Raw genomic sequence first — 17,939 nt, 5'->3', positions numbered from 1 at the left:
GCCGCCGAACCACTCACCACCACACCAGCAACAACCAAGGCCGAGACGGTTATCGGAGCAGAAATACGCATTCGGCCACACCATCCTCGACGTCGTCCGCGTCTCGGGAACGTGTGTATCCGTATGGGAGACAGCGGCGTCTTCCTTGCGGGGCCGTATCTTCGACCCCGGCCCACTCCTCAATCAAAGCGAACCATCGATAACATACGGTACCCAAATGCGACGTATTGCGCAGGGGTGTTGAGCAAATTCCCGCTAACTTAGCGTCGATGCGGCCACCGCTCTTCCCAGAGTACCGGGCATCGCCGGAGTGCGATGTCGACTCGGGTCGCGACGTGGTCGTGAATAAGCAACGCGCGCAAGATGTCCCGGCGCGCGGTACGCGGCGGCGAAACCGGTGACCACCGCGCAGTGCCGGCGGACGGCCGACGCCGAAACCGCGATTCCTGACTGCCTCACGACCGCCGTGTGCGCTTCGGGCGGCGGGTGGCTTCCTCGGCCACCCGGGCCCGCTGATCGGCAGGCACGAGGACGAGGATGTCCTCGCGCGAGCCGATCATCAGCTTCTGCAGGATCGAGGCCATCTGGGCGTCCACGGTTTTGAATGAGCTGCCCCGTCGCACGGCGATCGCGGTGTTGGTCCAGCCCGCCGCCGCCAAGGTCGCTACCTCCTGCTCGGCGGTCGACAGCTCCTGCCACCGGGACGGGCGCTGCCGTCGCACGGGGTGGTCGATCGGCAGACGGTCCAACGACAATGTGCCCAAAGCCAATTGGGCCACCTCGCCGAGTTCGGGCCGCAGCAGCGAGCCTTCGCGCTCGGCCGCGGCGAAGACCGTCGCACCGAGGACCTCCCGGGCGACCGCGGCGGCGGCGTCGGTCTCGGCGGCAAACGGTCCCAGGTTCGCGATATCCACGCCCAGTTTCTGCCGCAGTGTGGCGACGCCACCGATGAGCCGCGCGATATCCAGCGCCCATTCGGCCACCTCGCCGGAACGCTCGTCGCCCGCGTCGGCAATCGAACGCGCCAGCGACCACGCGTGGAAGTGGATCGCCCACACCACGCCCCACTGATCGCGCATCGCGAGTTGGCTCGACAGCGTGGTGCGCCCCACGGCCAGGGCTTGTTTCGGGTCGCCGTGTTTGGCCAGCGCGATCGCCCAGGCCAATTCGGCCCACGACTCGGCCCACCGCGCGCCGGACCGCTCCGCGTTGTCCAAGTGCCGCCGGGCGATGTCGAGCGCCTGCGCCGCCGTGCCGAGGAACGCGGCGGCGAGCGCCTCGATCAGCTCGCTCATCGCGGCGCCGCCGCGGTCGCCCTGTGCCGTGAATTTCTCACGCGCACGAGCCAGGACGGGGATCGCACGCACGTCGCACCGCACCAGCAACAGTTCACTGCCCCTGGCGAATTCCACCGGCGCGGGTAGACCCAGATCTCGTTCGGGGTGCTCGCGCCACCCTGCGCGGGTCGCCGGATCCGGTACGCAGATCGCGACGCAGTCGTCGAGCATGCGTTCGGCATCCTCGTGCACACCCTGGCACAAACTGATCCACCCGATCATGGACATCGCCGCGAGTTGCAGTTGCACCGGCTGTGGGTCGCGGCCGCGGGTCGCGGCGAGGGTGCGCTCGGCCCAGCGGCGGGGCTCGCGCAGCGAGCCCCTGAAGAACGGGATGCGCAGCGCGATGAGCCCGACCGCGATCTCCAGACCGACGGCGGCCTCCCCCGGCGTGCTGAGGCTGCCGTCGATGGCGCACAGCAAGTTGTCCCAGGCCGCCCTTGCCCAGTCGAGTAGGTCCTGTTCAGCCGGGCCGAACCACTCGGCCTGCGCCGCGACGACCTTATCGCGGTAGTAACAGCGGTGCCTGCGCATCAAGCGAGCCCATTCGTCGCCGCGCTCGCGCAGCCGCTGCTGGGCGAACACGCGAAAACTCTCCAGCAGTGAGTAGCGCGCCGTGTCCGGGGTCAGGTGTACCGACACGAGCGATTGGTCCGCCAGCCGCTCGAGCAGATCCTCGATCTCGGCGCGCGCGAGACCGTCACCGTCATCGTCGGCGCAGACCGCCTCGATCGCCTCGAGCTCGGCGCCCACATCGAGGCCGGACATGCCCGCGTCCTCGTGACCGACGTCGTATCCAGCTGCGAACACCGCCAACCGCTCGAAGAGCAGGCGTTCCTTGTCCCGGCACAGGTCGTAGGACCAGGCGATCACATCGCGAATGCCCTGATGCCGTTCGTCGGCACCGACGCGCGGACCATGCGACCAGCGCAGCCTCCGGTCGCTCGCCTCCCCGCTGAGGTCACGCAGGATCATCGTGAGCGGTCGGCGCAGCAGCCGCGCAGCGGCCAGACGGATGTAGAGCGGGTGGTTGTGCACGTGCCTGCAGATCGCGACGGCATCCTCGACGTCGCGGTCGGCGATGGTGTGCCCGGTCAGATCCGCGCGTCGACGGAACAGGGTCAGCGCATGTTCCTGGGACAGGGCGGACACGGGCACGAGTTGCTCGTCGACCCAGCCGATCGCCTCGCGGCTCGTCGCCAGCACGGTGAGTCCGGGTACCGCGTCGAGTAGGTCGGCGATCACCCTCGCCGCCCCGTCCAGGACATGTTCGCAGTTGTCCATCACAAGGATCGTCTGCAAGGCGCTGCCCACCGCGTCGGTGCGACCGAGCATGCCGATCACCGCGTCCCGCGCTGACCGTCCGGAGAAGTCGGCGGCGACCAACGACTGCGCGAGCTCCTCCTCGATGACCGACTCGTCGGCGCCCTTCGACAGCCGGGCCAGGCGCACCCAATGCACCGGCACCCTCCGCGCCTTCTGGAATCGGTGCACGGCCTCCGTCGCCAAACGGGTCTTCCCGATCCCGCCCACGCCGATCAGGGTGACCAGACGGGTGTAGCTGAGCAATAACATCCCGACCGTCTCCAGCTCGCGCTCGCGGCCGACGAAATCACTGGTGGCCGCTGGCGGGAGACCCTGACCCGGCGCACGTCTTACCGACACATCAAGGCAGCGTAGTCGGCTCTAGGCGACGGAAAGCGGAGAACTGTAGGTACTCGGCGGCAGACTGCGACGCAGCCCCCGATGCGCACAACCTACCTATCCGGCGATTCTGACATCACATCGTGGCGTTGGACCGGCGCCGCGGACGGACTGGGCACAGGAAGACGAGATGTCTGCAGCGGAGCGCCGACACACCGCCGACGGACGGCACCAGCAAAGGGACTGGTGCCGGATCCACGTGAGGTTCGAACACCCACCAATCGAGCTGGACTATCGGGACGCGCGCACCGTTGCCCGGCACTTCGCCGCGGCCGCCGCCACGATCGGCGCAGTCGTCACGATCGACCACGATCTCCGTGGCGATCTGCCGCCTTTGCCGTGCCGGAGTTTGTGGATCTGAGCACCGATACCGACGGCCCCTATCGATGTGCCGTACCTACCTATTCGCCAACGATTTCGCTATCGACCGCAGTCGATCTCACCACCGAAAGGACGCGCAGTGGGACAAATACAGGTAATCGGAGCAGGCGAATGTGGGTTACCCCTCGCCCATCGGCTTCTGGGAGGCGGTAGGTCGGTCACCCTGGTGACCGACCGCGACGCCGAGGCCGTCCTCGCGGGCACAGTGACAAGCACACAAGTCAAGTTCTCGGCCACCCTAGACCTCGAATCGGACGCGGGACTCGGTTTCTGGCGGTCGACCGCGCCGAACATCGAGGGCATCCGCCTCAGCATGGTCGTCGACCGCACGGTAGTGGTCGGCTGGTCCGGGCGCCTCACTCGACCGGCACAGAGCGTGGACCAGCGGACCGTATTCGCACGCTGGCTCACCGAGTTCTCGGCCAACGGCGGAGACCTGCTCATCGCTGACCCGTCGGTGGCGGAACTCGATCGCCGGGCCGCCGACTACGACCTGACCGTCGTCACCCGCGCCTCGCGCGAACTCGCCGCGTGTTTCGAGGCCGACCCGCTGTGGACCGTTCCCGCCGAACCCTCGCGACGCCTCGCGGTGCTGTATCTCGACGCCGTCCAACCGGACCCGGATAACCTGGGCACCTACATCTCACTGCCCGAACACGGCGAAGTGATCTCCTACCCCGGGCTGACCGGTCGCCCAGGACAGGAACGCCGGTGCGAGATGGTCCTGTTCGAGGCGAGGCCCGGCGGTGCGCTGGACGTGTTCACTTCGCACAGCACGCCCACGGAACGCGTGCGGCAGGCCAAAGAGCTGCTCAATCACCACCTGCCCGCCGAGCTCGCCGACCGGTATCGCGACGCCGAACCGACCGATGCGGGGGCGACCCTCGTCGGCGCCGTGATACCGGCCATGCGCAAGCCGGTGGGCACCCTGCCGTCCGGCACGCCCGTGCTCGGCGGCGGCGATGTCGTCTGCCGGATGGACCCCGGCGGCGCGCAGGGCGCCAACAATGCCGTCCAGTGCGCGATCCGTTACAGCGAGGGAATCCTGCACTATCCCGGCGGCCCCTACGACCGGGCGTGGATGGAATGGGTTGCTGCGCCGTGGCTCACCGGCGTCGCGCACCCCGCGGCGCTGTGGACCACGACGGTGCTCGACCCTCCTCCCGCGATGCAGGAGCTGATGCTCGCCGCGCAGCACGACCCGGCACTGGCCGACGCCTTCGCCGACACCTTCGCGCGACCGGCGAGCATGGCCCGATTCGCGGGCTCCCCGTCGTGAGCGGCTGACGCCCCGGATATCACGACTCCCACGGCGGAGTCGCGGGGAAAACGACCGGCAGTGCGGCGAGGGCTCGATGAAAAGGCCCTGGCCGCCAGGCCAATTCGTCCACTGCGACGGCGGGCCGCAGTTCGGGCAGCGCGTCGAGCAGCTGGTCGATCGCGTCCTGGACTATCAGGTAGGCCGGGGTCTTGGCGGGGCAGGCGTGCGGGCCCGCGCCCCAGGCCAGGTGCGACCGGTTGCCGCTCTGGTCGGCGGAGCTGATCGCCGGGTCGTTGTTGCAGCCCGCCATGCTGATGACGACCGGCTGGTGCGCGGGCAGCCAGACGTTGTCGATCAGGATCGGCTGGCGCGGGTAGCTCACGGAGAAGTTCGCCATCGGTGGGTCGGTGAACAGCACCTCGTCGAGGGCGTCGCGGGTGGACAGGCTGCCGCCGAGGACGTGACCGCCGAAGCGGTCGTCGGTGAGGATCAGCACGAGACTGTTGATGATCAGGTTCTGCAGCGGTTCGATGCCCGCGCCGTAGAGCACGACGAGCTGGTGGATCAGCTCCGCGTCGTCGAGGTTCGCCGGATGCTGGAGCAGTTGTGTCGTGATGTCGTCGCCCGGCTCGGCGCGTTTGAGTTCGACCAGCCGCAGCAGCGCCTCGCTGAGCATCCGGTTGCCCTCCTCGGCGTCGACGCCGTCGAAGACCGCGGCGGTCGCGGCGGCGACCTGCTGCCCGATCTCCGGCGGGCAGCCCAGCATCGCGTTGATCGACTCGAAGGCGAGCGGAAAAGCGTACTGGGAGACCAGGTCCGCCGTACCCGCCGCACAGAAGGAATTGATCAGCGGGACCGCGATCCGCTCCACCGTGCTGTGCAGGAAGTGCAAGTCCACTGCGTTGATGCTCGCGGTGTTGGCCTGCCGGTAGCGAAGGTGCTCGCTTCCCGCGCTGCGCAGGGCGTTCGGACGCCACTCCAGGACCGGCAGCACCGGGCAGTCGGCGGGGATGCTCGCCTGCCAGGCGCGCGGGTCGGCCGGGAAGTGCGCTGGATCGTGCAGGATTCGGACCGCGGTGTGATAGCCGATCACCAGCGTCGCGGGCACCCCCGGCGCCAGCTCGACCGGCACCATCGAACCGTAGCGAGCCCGCATGTCCTGGTAGGCGCGGTGCGGATCGGCCGCGAACTCGAGGGAATACAGCGACACACGCTCGGCATCGGTGTCGACCGGCGAACCACGATGTGCGCCAGGGCTGCTCGCGGGCGGTACAAACTCTCGGGACACTACTCGACTCCCACATCAGAAACGATTTCGACGAATGCTGTCCAGGCGACGGCGGCGCGGACTACCGCGCGGCCCACACCTCGCTGTCGTCCAGTCCATTCGGTGCACCGTCGCACCGCGTCACCCGGCCACCGGGCGGATCGACACACAGGATGGTCCGGTAGGTAGGTCGCGGGCATCAGTAGACCCAGGTGACCTGGCCCGATGCGCCAGCTTTCCGGAAGGGCGCGTGCCAGGGCCGACCGTCGGTTCCCTGTGCAATACCTGCACTCCCGGGAAGGTATGGACTGGGACGCCTGCGCGGCCGAGGTGAATTCATGAACCGAAGTTCGGATGTCCGCAGGGATGTTTCCGTGTCGGAGTTGAGGTCCGACACCAGTTTCAGTGATACCACGGTTCCCTGTGGGAAGCGCATCAGGCGCCCAGGTGATGCCGCGCGAAGGTATGGTGACGGCCGGAAGGCGGGCTGGAATGATGGTGGGGCGAGCGCGGGCAGTTCGGTGCTCGCATCGACGGGGACACAACGAATTCCGTGCGCGCGGCTGGTATATAACATCCATCGGCCCGGCCGACTCCACCGACAAGCGATAGCGAGAGACGATGCACGGTTACCTGAACCAGGTGTCCCAAGGCGCAACCCCTTCCGGCTATCCGACGCGCGAGAGCAATGACGCCCGCCCGGTCGAGCCACCGAGCAATACGGACCTGATCGTCAGTGCGTTGCTGTGGTTCCTACCCGCGGCGCTGGCCATGATGTCGGCGGTCATCGCGCCGTGGTTCTTGATGGCGGGCGGTGTGTGCGACTCCAAACCGGCCTGCCATGTCGACACCAGCCTGGGCGCGTGGGTGATGATCGGCGGCGGAATCATAGGATTCGGCGTCGGCGCCGCGCTGTCAGGCATGGCGGCCAAGCAGGGACGAGCGCTGTTTCCCGGCGCGGCGCTCGGCGCAGTGCTGGTGCTGCTGGCCTGGTTCGCGGGCTCGTTCCTGCTCGCCTAGTCCACCCGCTCTCGGCGATGCGAAAGCAGTTCCCACGGATCACACAGTGTCAGAATTGGTTTCGGCCTGTGGGATCCGGTCGATTGCCGCAAATTCGATGCGCGTCGTAGATGCCTTGGTAGTAAATCCGGCCGCACGACGGACGAGCCGGCCTGCACCGAGGTGCCATCGCACTGCGCCCGCGCTGGTGTTCCCGGTCGCCAGGACGGGGTGCCGGTGTACGATTCGCCGGAATCACCCCCACCGCGGGAGCTCGGGCACGGCCGGGCTGAGAGCGCGGATCCTGCGTCGCCGACCGCATGAACCTGTCCGGGTAATGCCGGCGTAGGGAGCTTTTCGCCATGTCGTCATCGACCCTGGACAAAGCTGGACGCGAAGCCCCACTGACCCTCGACGAGCCCGCACCGAAGATTCTGTCGTTCTGGGACCAGAGCGCGTTCTGGGCCAACCTCGGCGTCAGCCTCTTCGCGTTCTCCGGTGCGTACACGGTGCTCGCGCCGAATACGCAGGGCACCGCGCAGATCTCGATCGCGGCGGGCATTCTCGCAACGATCATCGGAACCGTGGTGGGCGGGTTGATGCTCGGCGCGGCGGCCGTCCTCGGTGCGCGGACCGGCAAGCCCGCGATGATGCTCCTGCGTGGTCTGTTCGGCGCGAAGCTCAGCTACCTGCCGACGGTGCTCAACATCGCGCAGCTGATCGGCTGGGGGACCTTTGAGCTGATCGTGATCGGCGACGCGGCCGAAGAGCTGTTCCACGGCGGCCCACACTGGCTCTACGTGGTGGCCGCGGGCATGCTCACGACCATCCTGACGGTCTGGCCGCTCGGGTCGGTCCGGCTGCTGCGCCGGTTCGTGACGGTCGGCGTCGCCATCGCACTGATCTGGTTCTACGTCCAGTTTTTCCGGGTCGGCCTGCCTGACCTGCGGAACAATCCCGGTCCGCGCGGTGGCGGCCCATTCGGAGTGGACTGGAATCTCTTCTGGATCGCGACCGACGCCGCCCTGGCCGTCTCGATCTCCTGGGTGCCAGTCGCCGCCGACTACACCCGCCACGCCCGCAGCAGCCGCTCGGCGTTCGGGGCAGCCAGCGGGGCGTACACGATCACCCAGGTCGTCGCCTACGTCCTCGGGCTGTGCGCGCTGGCGCTCGCGACGGGTGACGGCGGCCCCTACGCCCCGTTCCTCCAGGTGAGCCTCGGCGCGCTGTTCTTCTTCGTCTTCGTGGTGCGCGAGGCCGATCAGTCGTTCGCCAACGTCTACTCCACCGCCGTCTCGATCCAGAACCTGGCGCCGCGAATCGACCGCCGCATCCTCTCGATCGGTCTAGGCACCCTGATCACGCTGCTCGCGCTGCGCTTGAATATGGAAAACTACTTCGGCTTCCTCGGGCTGATCGGGTCGGTATTCGTGCCGCTACTCGGTGTGCTGGTGGCCGACTTCTTCCTGCGAGCGAAAGGTGACTGGAATACCGAGCGGGACGCGCCCTCACGCTGGGGAATGGTCTTCGCCTGGCTGCTGGGGCTTTCGGTATATCAGCTGGTCAACCCCGGCGACGCGGGCGTGTGGACCAACTTCTGGGTCCGGGTTCAGGATGCCTTGCATTTCACCGGGCAAGCGTGGATGAGCGCGTCACTGCTGTCATTCCTCGCCGCGGTGCTGGTGGCATGGCTGGTCGGACGGATCGCAGTACCACGGAAGCCCACGTAGCCGTTTGTCACCATGGAGGGATGGGCCAGATCCGAGTCGGCACGTCGGGATGGGTGTATCCGCCCTGGCGCGGGGTGTTCTACCCCGCGGGGCTGGCGCAGAAGCGCGAACTGGCCTACCTGTCCGAGCGGTTCGACAGCGTCGAGATCAACGGCTCCTTCTATTCGCTGCAACGTCCGTCCAGCTATCGGATGTGGGCCGAGCAAACCCCGGACAACTTCATGTTCGCGGTGAAGGGCAGCAGATTCATCACCCACATGAAGCGGCTGCGCGACGGCGACACGCTACTGGCGAACTTCCTCGCGTCCGGGCCGCTCGCGCTGGGGCCGAAGCTGGGCCCGATCCTCTGGCAGCTGCCACCGAATTTTCCGTTCGACGCGCAGGTGCTCGACGCGTTCCTCGCCCGCCTCCCCCGCAGCACCGCGCAAGCCGTCGAGGTCGCGCAGCGGCACGACCACCGGGTCGATCCCGCACATACGACGACCGACGCCGACCGCCCGATGCGGCACGCGATGGAGATCCGGCACGACAGCTTCGTGACCCCGAGGTTCACCGAATTGCTCACGCGGCACGGCGTCGCGCTGGTGGTCGCCGACGCGGCGGGCAAGTATCCGCTGCTGGAGGAGGTCACCGCGGAGTTCGTATACATCCGGTTGCACGGACACGACGAGCTCTACGTCAGCGGGTACACCGACCACGGCCTGGACATGTGGGCAGCGAAGATCCGCGGATGGGCCGAATCCGGGGACGTATATGTCTATTTCGACAACGACGCGAAGGTGATGGCGCCGCGTGACGCTATGGCTCTGCGGACCCGACTCGCGGCCTAGTCGTGTTCGTCGAGGACCTCGAACCTGGTGATGTGCTTCCCTGCCGCTCGAAGGCACATCCCTCGGACCGAGCACTGCTCGTGCTCTTCCTCGATCGCGATGATCGCGATAATTCGCAGGCGACACGTCGATTACCTCACCACGCCGACGAGTTCGCCGCGCAACTCGATCGGACTCTGCCCCGCAAGTGATGCGCGGACTCCCCTACGCCGACTCCCGCAGCGGGTGCAGGGCGGCGAGGGCGCGCAACGCGTCGGCGCGGGAGATGGGCTGGTCGTTCTCCAGGGCCGCCAGTTCCAGTTCGATCCAGTCACGGATGAGCGCCGACATGGTCACGTTGCGCTGTTCGGCGGCCTTCTTGACCCGCTGATGCAGGTCGAGCGGAATGCGCAGGGACGTGGTCACGGTGACCGTGTCCTCGGCGCGCAGCGGCGGCGGCACGTCGGCCGGCGCCACGGGCGCGTCGGTGTATTCGAGGCCGGACAGGAAGTCCTGGACGTCGTTCGGGTTCGTCGGGTAGTCAGTCATCGGCGTGCTCCCAGCGCTCGAGTTCGGCCGCCTGCGCGTCGGTCATCTCGACCGCGCCCAGGATGTCCCACTGCCAGCCTTCGGTGCGACGGACAGCGATGATGAGTGGCCGACCAGCGTCGGTGCGGCCCCACACCGTCAGGACCGCCAGCTCGTTTCGGCCACGCGCCCGCCGAGGCCATCGGCGGGCACCCATGAGCACCTGCGCCACCTCGCGAGGGTCGATCCCCACCAGCGACAACAATGCCCACTCAGGCCAGTTATAACCCACGATCACCTATAATACAAGTGTATTGCACGGCTGATCGCCCGCTGGCTAGCGCGCTCTCGCGCGGGAGCGGTTCCAGCTCTGCCAGCTGTCCTGCTCGAGATCGGCGCGCAGTCGGGCACGCAGGTCGGTGCGCAGCGGTTCGGGGAGGCGATCGGTCGCGGGAAGGGTGTCCGGCGAGAGAGTGCCGAGATAGTCGACGTCGAACGACCTGCCCTGGTGCCAGCGGTCGATGTTCTTGTCCGCGATCAGCCGTTCCGGGTCGAGGACCGCGAGGGCGAGCACCGTGACCATGGCGGAACCGAGCACAGCACGCGGCAGCCACGAGCGTTCCAACCACGCTACTGCGACCAGAACCTGGAGGTAGACCAGACCGAGCCACAATTCGCAGACCTCGACCACCAGGCGAAGGACCGTGAAGCCGTAGGCCTGCTGGTAGGTCCACATCCGGCCGAGGGCCGAGGCGACCATGATCAGCGCGAGCACACTCACCACCGTGAGCAGCCCGCGCAGCCACAGCCGGTCGGCGGCGGTGTCCTGGGCGGCCCAGCGCAGCACGAGCACGAGAACTGCCAGGGTCAGGACGGTGACCGCCGACAGTTGCCAGAACCCGCTGCGGGCGTACTCGGCGTAGGTCAGGCCCGCGGTGCGCCGGACGTATCCGTCGCCGCCGAAGAGCGCGACGAACTGGGCGCCCACGAACGCCGTGAACAGGATCGCGAGCGCACCGACCGGCAGCACCCACTCCGGACGCCGCAAACTCCCGCTGCCTCCTGCCGAGGCGGCGGCGGGCAGGGGCGGACCGGCGAGCACGAACATCGCCCCCAGCGCACCGAGCGTGACCACCGTGAACAGGACGATCCACCGTGCCCCCGATGACGCGCCGAGATCCGGCGTCACCGTCTCGAGCAAGGTCGCGAACGTCGCGTCGGCGCTGCCGAGCAGCGGCACGAACACCGCGAGCAGCACGATGGTCACCACCGTCGACAGCCCGAACCGCCACCCCCGCTTCGCCCTACTCGCGCGCGCCCGGCTCATGCCCGCGTACACCCACGGGACCGCGGCCAATGCCTCGAGCGGAACCGCGATCGTGTCGTAGAGGACGCCGTTCGCCGATCGGTGTCCGACGACGGCCAGCGAACCGGCCACACACGCCGCGACGACACACAGCGCGAACAGCCACCCCGCGGCCCGGAACGCCCCGACCGCGAGCAGGGCGAGCGCGAGCGTTGTCCACCAGGCCCTTCCCGCGCTCTCCCTGCGCTGGACCACCGCTAATTCGGGTCCGCCGTGTCGTATTCCGCGATCACCGTGTCCGACGCCGAGGGCACGGCCGAACGGACCTCGGAGGCACCGGACGAATCCGGGCACGAACTGCCCTTCGGTATCCGATTCCTGAGCAGTACCTTCCGCGGTTTTCGGCTCGACGGTCGAGTCCGCGGCACTCCTGCGGGCGTTGCGGTCGACGAGGAAGACCGCCACCGCGGCCACGGTGCCCGCGAGGACCCAGCCGATACCCGGGCGGTCCCCCGGGACCAGGATCGCGGCGGCCAGCCCGGAGACCAACGCGGCGGGCACCACCCCAGGAGGGCTGGCCACTCGTCGCCACTTCGGTGGCGGCATTCGGATCAGCGGAGTCGGTTGAGCCGCTATCTGGGACATCGGCGCGGCGTCCCGCGCCTGGGCTTTCGATTCGACGGTGCCAGGCGATTCGCCCCTGGAGCCATTTCCCTGTGGCGCCGTAGCGTCCTGTACCGGAGCAGGTCGAGCGACAGACTCCGGCACCGGGTCGGCGGCTGATTCGAGGAATCCCGACGTCGAATCACCGGGGATGTCAGCCTCCGGTAAGGACGATGTCTTTGTCCTCGGCGCGGGTTCAGGCGTTTCGGGCATGGTTGTTCCCTCCTCTGGGCGTACGGAATCGCCCCGGGATCCCTCATGGCGGTCCGGGTTGTCTGGGGCGGTAAGTCAGGGGTTCGGCAGAACCACTCGAATGCGGGAGCCGGGGTCGGCGACGGCGATGGTCCCGCCGTGCAGGTCGACCACCCATCGGGAGATGGCGAGGCCGAGTCCGGTGCCGCCGCCCACGGTGCGGCCCCCGCGGGTGAAACGGTCGAAGACAGTGGCGCGCTCGGCCGGCGGGATGCCGGGCCCTTCGTCCTGCACGTCGATGACGACCTCGCCCGGGGCCGCCCGCGCGGCGACGCGGACTTCGCCACCTGTCGGGCCGTGCCGCGCGGCGTTGTCGAGCAGGTTGAGCAGCACCTGATGTAAACGAGCACGGTCCGCGTACATGCGAGCGGCGCCGGGTGACACGTCGGTGTGGAAGCGCACGCCGCGTCCGAGCGCGGCTGTCATGACCTCGGCCTCGGCGACGACCTCGGCCAGCAACGGCGCGATCGGGAAATCTTCGCGGTCGAGCGGGAAGGCGCCCGCTTCGATGCTGGACAGGTCGAGCAGTTCGGAGACCAGCAGGCTCAGCCGCTCGGTCTGGGCCAGTGCTGTGCTCAGCGTCGTCGGATCGGGTTCTGAGACGCCGTCGACCAGGTTCTCCAGCACCGCGTGCAAGGCCGTGATGGGCGTCCGCAGTTCGTGTGAGACATTCGCGATGAGGTCGCGGCGTTGCTGGTCGGCCGCTGCCAAGTCGGCGGCCATCTGGTTGAACGCCACCGCCAGCTGCCCTACCTCGTCGCGTGAGCTCGCCCGCACCCGACGGGTGTAGTCGCCGTGTGCCATTCGCTTGGCCGCCGCCGTCATCTCGCGCAGCGGCCTCGTGATGCCGTGCGCGAGGAACTGCGAAGTCACCAGCGCGATCACCACAGCGGTGATCGTCGTTCGCGGCGGCAGCCATCCGATCTTGAACCGGAAGAAACCGAACGCGACCCCGCCCGAGCACAGCATGAGGATCGCCAGCTTCAGCTTGATCGACTGCACCGGATCCAGCGGCCGTGGCAACGCCTCGGCCACTCGATCGCCCGTGCGGCGGACCCACCGCCGAGCGACGGCCCCCGAAGCAGCCAAGTCCGGATTCACCGGGCCTCCAGCGCGTAACCGACACCGTGCACGGTCCGGATCAGGTCGGCGCCGAGCTTGCGGCGCAACGCTTTGACGTGACTGTCGACCGCGCGACTGCCTGCGGCGTCCGCCCAGTCCCAGACTTCTTCGAGCAGCCGCTCGCGCGCGAGCACGACGCGCGGGCGACGAGCGAGGCGGGCGAGGAGGTCGAATTCGAGCGGCGTCAGTTGCGCCTCGACGTCGGCGCGCCACACGCGACGCTGGTCGATATCGATGCGCAGATCACCGACCAGGATCGTGGTGCCGTCGCGGTCGACAGCGCGATCCACCCGGCGCAGCAGCACATGCACTCTGGCCGCGAGCACACGCAAGGAGAACGGTTTGGTGAGATAGTCGTCCGCGCCGACACCGAGACCGATGAGCTGGTCGGTTTCGTCGGTGCGCGCGGTGAGCATGAGCACCGGGACCGAGCGGCCCGCCTGGACGCGCCGACACACCTCTAGCCCGTCGAACCCTGGCAGCATGACGTCGAGCACCACCAGGTCGGGCTCGACGCGCTCGACGGCGGCGACCGCGGAAGGACCGTCGTGCGCCACGTCGACGGTGAAGCCCTCCGCCCGTAGGCGCGCCGCGACGGATTCCGCGATCGTCACCTCGTCGTCCACCACGAGAATCCGTCGCGATGCGGGCGGTGCGCTCTGGTCCATGAACGGAACCCTAGCTACCCGCTGTGGAGAGATCTGTCGCCGATTGTGGAGATTCCGTGTGCATTCCCGACTCGATCGGCGACGGCGCCGCAGCGCCGTTACGCACGGACAGGCATCGAATCAAACACCCGGACGGGTCGGGCTCGGGGACCGGTCGCTCAACAGCCTGCGAGAGCCTGATCGACCGACTGGTCGCACGGTGAGTCGAGGTCGCCGCCGGCCCGGTGTACCCTGCAAGCGTGGGCGCTCGCGGGCAACTACGACCGCCTGCTGTCGAGCCCGATCGGCCGGTTGCTGATGCTGATCCACCAACAGGCGGCTGACGCAGCACACGGAGGAATCCTCGGCACCGTCTACGGCCGCACCCACCTTGGCCGGGACCACGACATCGTCGCCGAAGCGGTCATCCACCGTTTCGACGAGCAGTCCTGGTGGACTGCCTCGGCACGCTCACCGAGGTCCAGTAACAGGCTGTGTCGCCGACCATCTCGCCGTCCGAGTACCCACTGTCAAGAGCCGCATCGGAGACGGCCTCGAACGGCTCCAGACCTGTCTGACAGGAAGTGACCGGCATGATGGAGACCGAGCAGTGCCGTGCGGACCTGCTCGACTTGGCCTACCCCTACGCGATGGACGCCGTAGCCGAGATCGAACGCCGCAGTATCGAAAGACGTCTGGCTGAGGCGGATCCCCGGACCGTGGCGGCATTCTCGAGCATCGTGCGCGGGGTCAGGGAGACGCTGGCGGCGCTTACCGTGGTCGATGCCGTGAATCCGCCGCCGACACTGGAGGCGAAGGTCCTCCGGTCCCTCAACGAGTTGCCAGGCCGTGTGCGACCCGACCGGCGCGGTGTCCGGTCGGCGCTCAGGCGGGTGCCGCGGCTGGCCCGGCTCGTCTTTGCCGCCGCCGCGGTGATCGCCGCAGCCGGAGCGGGAGGGGTGGTGATCGCTGAGCGGATCACGTCCTCGGCACGCCGAGCGGATCACCGTCGAACAGGTACTGGGGTACACACGTTTGTGATCCCGCGACACCGAACCGTCGCTCGGGCGCATGCTCCCGGTAAGCACCTCGGCGCGGCTCAGGGCCGTCGTGGCGAGGTTCGACGCGGTACCCGCGCTTCCCGAGTGGGCACAGCAACTCCGACTGATCTCCGCCGACGGGGTACCGCGCAGCGCTCGAGCCATTCGACGACCAGTGTCAGCGCGAGTCCGGCCCGGAGTGGGCGGTGACAATGCCGACGCGCGCAGACAGAGCACGTGGGCGGGTCGGGAACGACCTCGGCGAGCACCTGGTGCTGTCGATGAGGCCTGTGCGATGGCGCAGGTCGGACCGGGCGATATTGTGGCATTTCGGTTGATAGCCGTCGATATCGCGGTGACCACAAGTTTCTTCGGAATGGGAGACGGTCAACGATTAGTGGAGCCCGGCGGTATTCCGTCTCGGCAGTGGTTGTTCACCCGATTGATTAACTCGCCTATGATAGCGACCGCTTTGCCCACAGGGACATAAAAAACAATCTGAAAATCAAATAGACCTGCTCGGAACACATTCGACGGTTGAGAAAGCGCAAGAAGAATTCCGGCGCATCGGGTGCCGAAACAGCATAGATACGCGGACATGGCACGCCGAACGAGCCGACTCCGATACCTACAGGCATCACCTAGAAGAATTACATTGCCATCATTTGATACGGACAAATAAGACATAAGGTCGGGAGCAAGGCGCACTTGGCCTGCGCCCGTGTCCGAACAGAACGATCGAGCCATGGAACTCGAACCTCATGCCACTCTTCTGAATAGCCGATGCTTCACTGCTCTTTTCGACAGAGGGGCCCTTCCAACAAGCACTTCAGGCCGCTGAGGCACACGTCGCGACCAAAATGCGAATCATCCTATTGCGCCACCAAAGCGCAGGTCAGGCAGCTACCGCACTCGCTATTTTCAGGTTCCTCGCTATTGCTGACCGCGTCAGAACTCTCACGGGACGACGACTGATCACGAGCGTTGGGCGTGGAAGCAACGGCGTTGAGGGTCTAGCCGGGGCGGATAATCCGGAGAGAAGAAGGTGTCGCTATTTGGTTGCCTGATGAGCCTCAACGATCCACGTCGACAAGCTGACGATCACTTTCGTGAATTCGGACATCTCCCGGCGTGAATCGCGAGATCGGGGTGTACACAAACGAACCAGTCGGCTTAGACTGACTGTGGTCGGGTTTGAGGCAAAGGCAAAGTGATGACCGTTCCGCGACCGCAGCTCCATCCCGATGGGGGGTTGGAAGCCGTACCGGAAGTGCCAGCAACGCAGCCAGTGCCGCTGTCTGCCGGGCAGCGGGGGCTGTGGCTGGCGCAGCAATTGAGCCCGGATGTGCCGATATGCGAGGCACAGTACATCGAGTTGCACGGAGACGTGGATTCCGATCTGCTGCGTGCGACGTCGATTCAAGCGGGCCACGAGTTCCAGTCCGGATATCTGCGCCTGGTACTAATCGACGGTGAGCCGCATCAGCTGTTCGACCCGGCGCTGGATTCGACCGGGCCGGTGATCGACATGCGTGGTGAACCGGATCCCATGGCGGCGGGCTTGCAGTGGATGCGCCGCGAGTACACCACACCGTTGGATATGAGCCGGGACCGGTTGGTCGCATCGGCGCTGCTGCAGGTGGGGGATCGACATTACCTGTGGTACAGCAGGATCCATCACGTCGCATTGGATGGCTACGCCGCGATGACGATAGTGAATCGGATTGCCGCGCTGTACACGGCGGCAGTGCAAGGCCGGACAACAGAGCCGAGCCGGGCAGCGGACCTGCGCACTCTTTACGAGGCCGACCGCAGCTACCGGGAGTCGAAGCGGTTCACCAACGACAAGGCATATTGGGTGAACCGACTCGCCGCCGTCGAGGAAGGATCCAGCCTGGTCACCGGGTACGCGCCACCGCGCGCGGACAGCGTGGCAGCAATCGCCGAACTGTCGATGGTGACGGTAGGGCGCATCGCGGATTCCGCGAAAGTGTTGGACGCCAGCCCCGCTGCGGTGGTGATCGCCGCATTCGGATGCTATCTGGCGCGGATGACCGGCCGGGACGACGTCCTTGTCAATATTCCAGTGTCTGGTCGCACCACCGCCGTGCTGCGGCGGTCCGGAGGGGTGTTCGTCAACGTCGCACCGCTCCCGATCGCGCTCGGTACCAAGGACACGGCCGCGACCCTGACGCGGCGGGTGCAGTCCGATCTGGTGGGCGCGTTGCGACACCAGCGGTGCGACCTCACCGATATTCGCGCCGCCGCCGGAGGCAACGGTCAGCGGCGTTTCGCAGGCCCGATGGTGAATGTCATGTTCTTCCCCCAGGAGATCCGGCTCGGGTCGGCGACCGGGGAATTCCATATCCTCAGCTCCGGGCCGGTCGAGGATTTGCTGGTCGATCTGTATCAGACCGGAGACCCGCCACGGACAATCCTTCACTTTTTGGCCAACCCCAATCTCTACACCGGCCCCGAACTGTCCGCGCACCACGCCAGATTTGTGGAGTTCCTCGACGCGTTCGCCGCCGCCGCACCGGGCACCGGTCTCGGGCAGATCCACCCCGACAGCGCGCGCCACGGCGCACGGATCCGGAGCCGCCGCGAGGATCTGGCGTTCTGGCGGTCCACGCTCGCGGACCTCCCAGCGGAACTTCGTTTGCCGACCGATAGGCCGCGGCCGGTTGTGGCGTCGAATCGGGGTGCCAGCAGCAGTCGCGTGCTGGACGCGGAGTTGGTTCGGGCACTGGAAAGCTATGCCCACCAACATAATTCGTCTCTGTTCATGGTGGTCCACGCCACGTTGGCTGTTTTGCTGGCCCGGTTGAGTGCCACTACCGATATCCCGATCGGGACACCGATCGCCGGGCGCGGTGACGCGGTACTCGACGAT

At 67.2% G+C, this 17,939-nt stretch carries 13 protein-coding genes and 1 riboswitch; of the genes, 6 read left to right on the top strand and 7 right to left on the bottom strand.

The features are described 5' to 3' along the window. Positions 1–455: 455 nt before the first annotated feature. Entirely contained in the window at positions 456–3,002 is a 2,547-nt protein-coding gene (locus AB0H00_RS31495; RefSeq protein WP_357273493.1) for a LuxR C-terminal-related transcriptional regulator, read from the bottom strand. A 586-nt stretch (positions 3,003–3,588) separates the two neighbouring features. Here AB0H00_RS31495 and AB0H00_RS31490 point away from each other — a divergent pair. Next, the gene (locus tag AB0H00_RS31490) at positions 3,589–4,701 is read left to right on the top strand and encodes a styrene monooxygenase/indole monooxygenase family protein (RefSeq protein ID WP_357273491.1); all 1,113 of its coding nucleotides are present in this window, start codon (positions 3,589–3,591) and stop codon (positions 4,699–4,701) included. 19 nt (positions 4,702–4,720) lie between these two features. Here the strand turns inward: AB0H00_RS31490 and AB0H00_RS31485 are convergent, their stop codons facing one another. Further along, positions 4,721–5,971, bottom strand: a complete 1,251-nt coding sequence (locus AB0H00_RS31485) for a cytochrome P450 (protein ID WP_357273489.1) — start codon at positions 5,969–5,971, stop codon at positions 4,721–4,723. Between the two features lie 600 nt (positions 5,972–6,571). On the opposite strand from AB0H00_RS31485, the gene AB0H00_RS31480 reads away from it, so the two are divergent. The 3 genes from AB0H00_RS31480 to AB0H00_RS31470 all read left to right on the top strand — a co-directional run bounded on the left by AB0H00_RS31480 (position 6,572) and on the right by AB0H00_RS31470 (position 9,509). Continuing rightward, positions 6,572–6,970 carry a hypothetical protein gene (locus tag AB0H00_RS31480; protein WP_357273486.1) on the top strand — a complete coding sequence of 133 codons (399 nt, stop codon included), beginning with the start codon at positions 6,572–6,574 and terminating at the stop codon, positions 6,968–6,970. Positions 6,971–7,205: 235 nt separating this feature from the next. Further along, positions 7,206–7,318: riboswitch (TPP riboswitch) on the top strand. Beyond that, entirely contained in the window at positions 7,312–8,679 is a 1,368-nt protein-coding gene (locus AB0H00_RS31475) for a cytosine permease (protein WP_357273484.1), read from the top strand. It overlaps the preceding riboswitch by 7 nt. A 20-nt stretch (positions 8,680–8,699) precedes the next feature. Next, positions 8,700–9,509 (top strand): DUF72 domain-containing protein, encoded by an 810-nt coding sequence (locus tag AB0H00_RS31470; RefSeq protein ID WP_357273482.1) that lies wholly within the window; start codon positions 8,700–8,702, stop codon positions 9,507–9,509. Between the two features lie 204 nt (positions 9,510–9,713). Here the strand turns inward: AB0H00_RS31470 and AB0H00_RS31465 are convergent, their stop codons facing one another. From AB0H00_RS31465 to AB0H00_RS31445, 5 genes are all read right to left on the bottom strand, one after another. Beyond that, positions 9,714–10,037, bottom strand: a complete 324-nt coding sequence (locus AB0H00_RS31465) for a CopG family transcriptional regulator (RefSeq protein WP_357273480.1) — start codon at positions 10,035–10,037, stop codon at positions 9,714–9,716. Then, the gene (locus tag AB0H00_RS31460) at positions 10,030–10,308 is read right to left on the bottom strand and encodes a hypothetical protein (protein ID WP_357273477.1); all 279 of its coding nucleotides are present in this window, start codon (positions 10,306–10,308) and stop codon (positions 10,030–10,032) included. The genes AB0H00_RS31465 and AB0H00_RS31460 overlap by 8 nt, the downstream gene beginning before the upstream one ends. A 45-nt stretch (positions 10,309–10,353) precedes the next feature. Next, positions 10,354–11,904: a DUF4173 domain-containing protein gene (locus AB0H00_RS31455; RefSeq protein WP_357273475.1), complete on the bottom strand. Its 1,551-nt coding sequence runs from the start codon at positions 11,902–11,904 to the stop codon at positions 10,354–10,356. Between the two features lie 369 nt (positions 11,905–12,273). Next, entirely contained in the window at positions 12,274–13,338 is a 1,065-nt protein-coding gene (locus AB0H00_RS31450; protein ID WP_357273474.1) for a HAMP domain-containing sensor histidine kinase, read from the bottom strand. Next, positions 13,335–14,027 (bottom strand): response regulator transcription factor, encoded by a 693-nt coding sequence (locus AB0H00_RS31445; RefSeq protein WP_357273472.1) that lies wholly within the window; start codon positions 14,025–14,027, stop codon positions 13,335–13,337. The genes AB0H00_RS31450 and AB0H00_RS31445 overlap by 4 nt, the downstream gene beginning before the upstream one ends. A gap of 572 nt (positions 14,028–14,599) precedes the next feature. Here AB0H00_RS31445 and AB0H00_RS31440 point away from each other — a divergent pair. Both AB0H00_RS31440 and AB0H00_RS31435 read left to right on the top strand, forming a co-directional pair. Next, the gene (locus tag AB0H00_RS31440; protein ID WP_357273470.1) at positions 14,600–15,256 is read left to right on the top strand and encodes a hypothetical protein; all 657 of its coding nucleotides are present in this window, start codon (positions 14,600–14,602) and stop codon (positions 15,254–15,256) included. A gap of 1,003 nt (positions 15,257–16,259) precedes the next feature. Further along, positions 16,260–17,939: condensation domain-containing protein (locus tag AB0H00_RS31435; RefSeq protein ID WP_357273467.1), on the top strand; the 1,680-nt coding region annotated here is incomplete at its 3' end.

This window comes from Nocardia sp. NPDC023852 (assembly GCF_040639505.1).
In the GTDB taxonomy this organism is placed as follows: Bacteria; Actinomycetota; Actinomycetes; order Mycobacteriales; family Mycobacteriaceae; genus Nocardia.
Note: the sequence above shows the minus strand (reverse complement) of the source record. Positions and strands in the feature narration are given on the sequence as shown.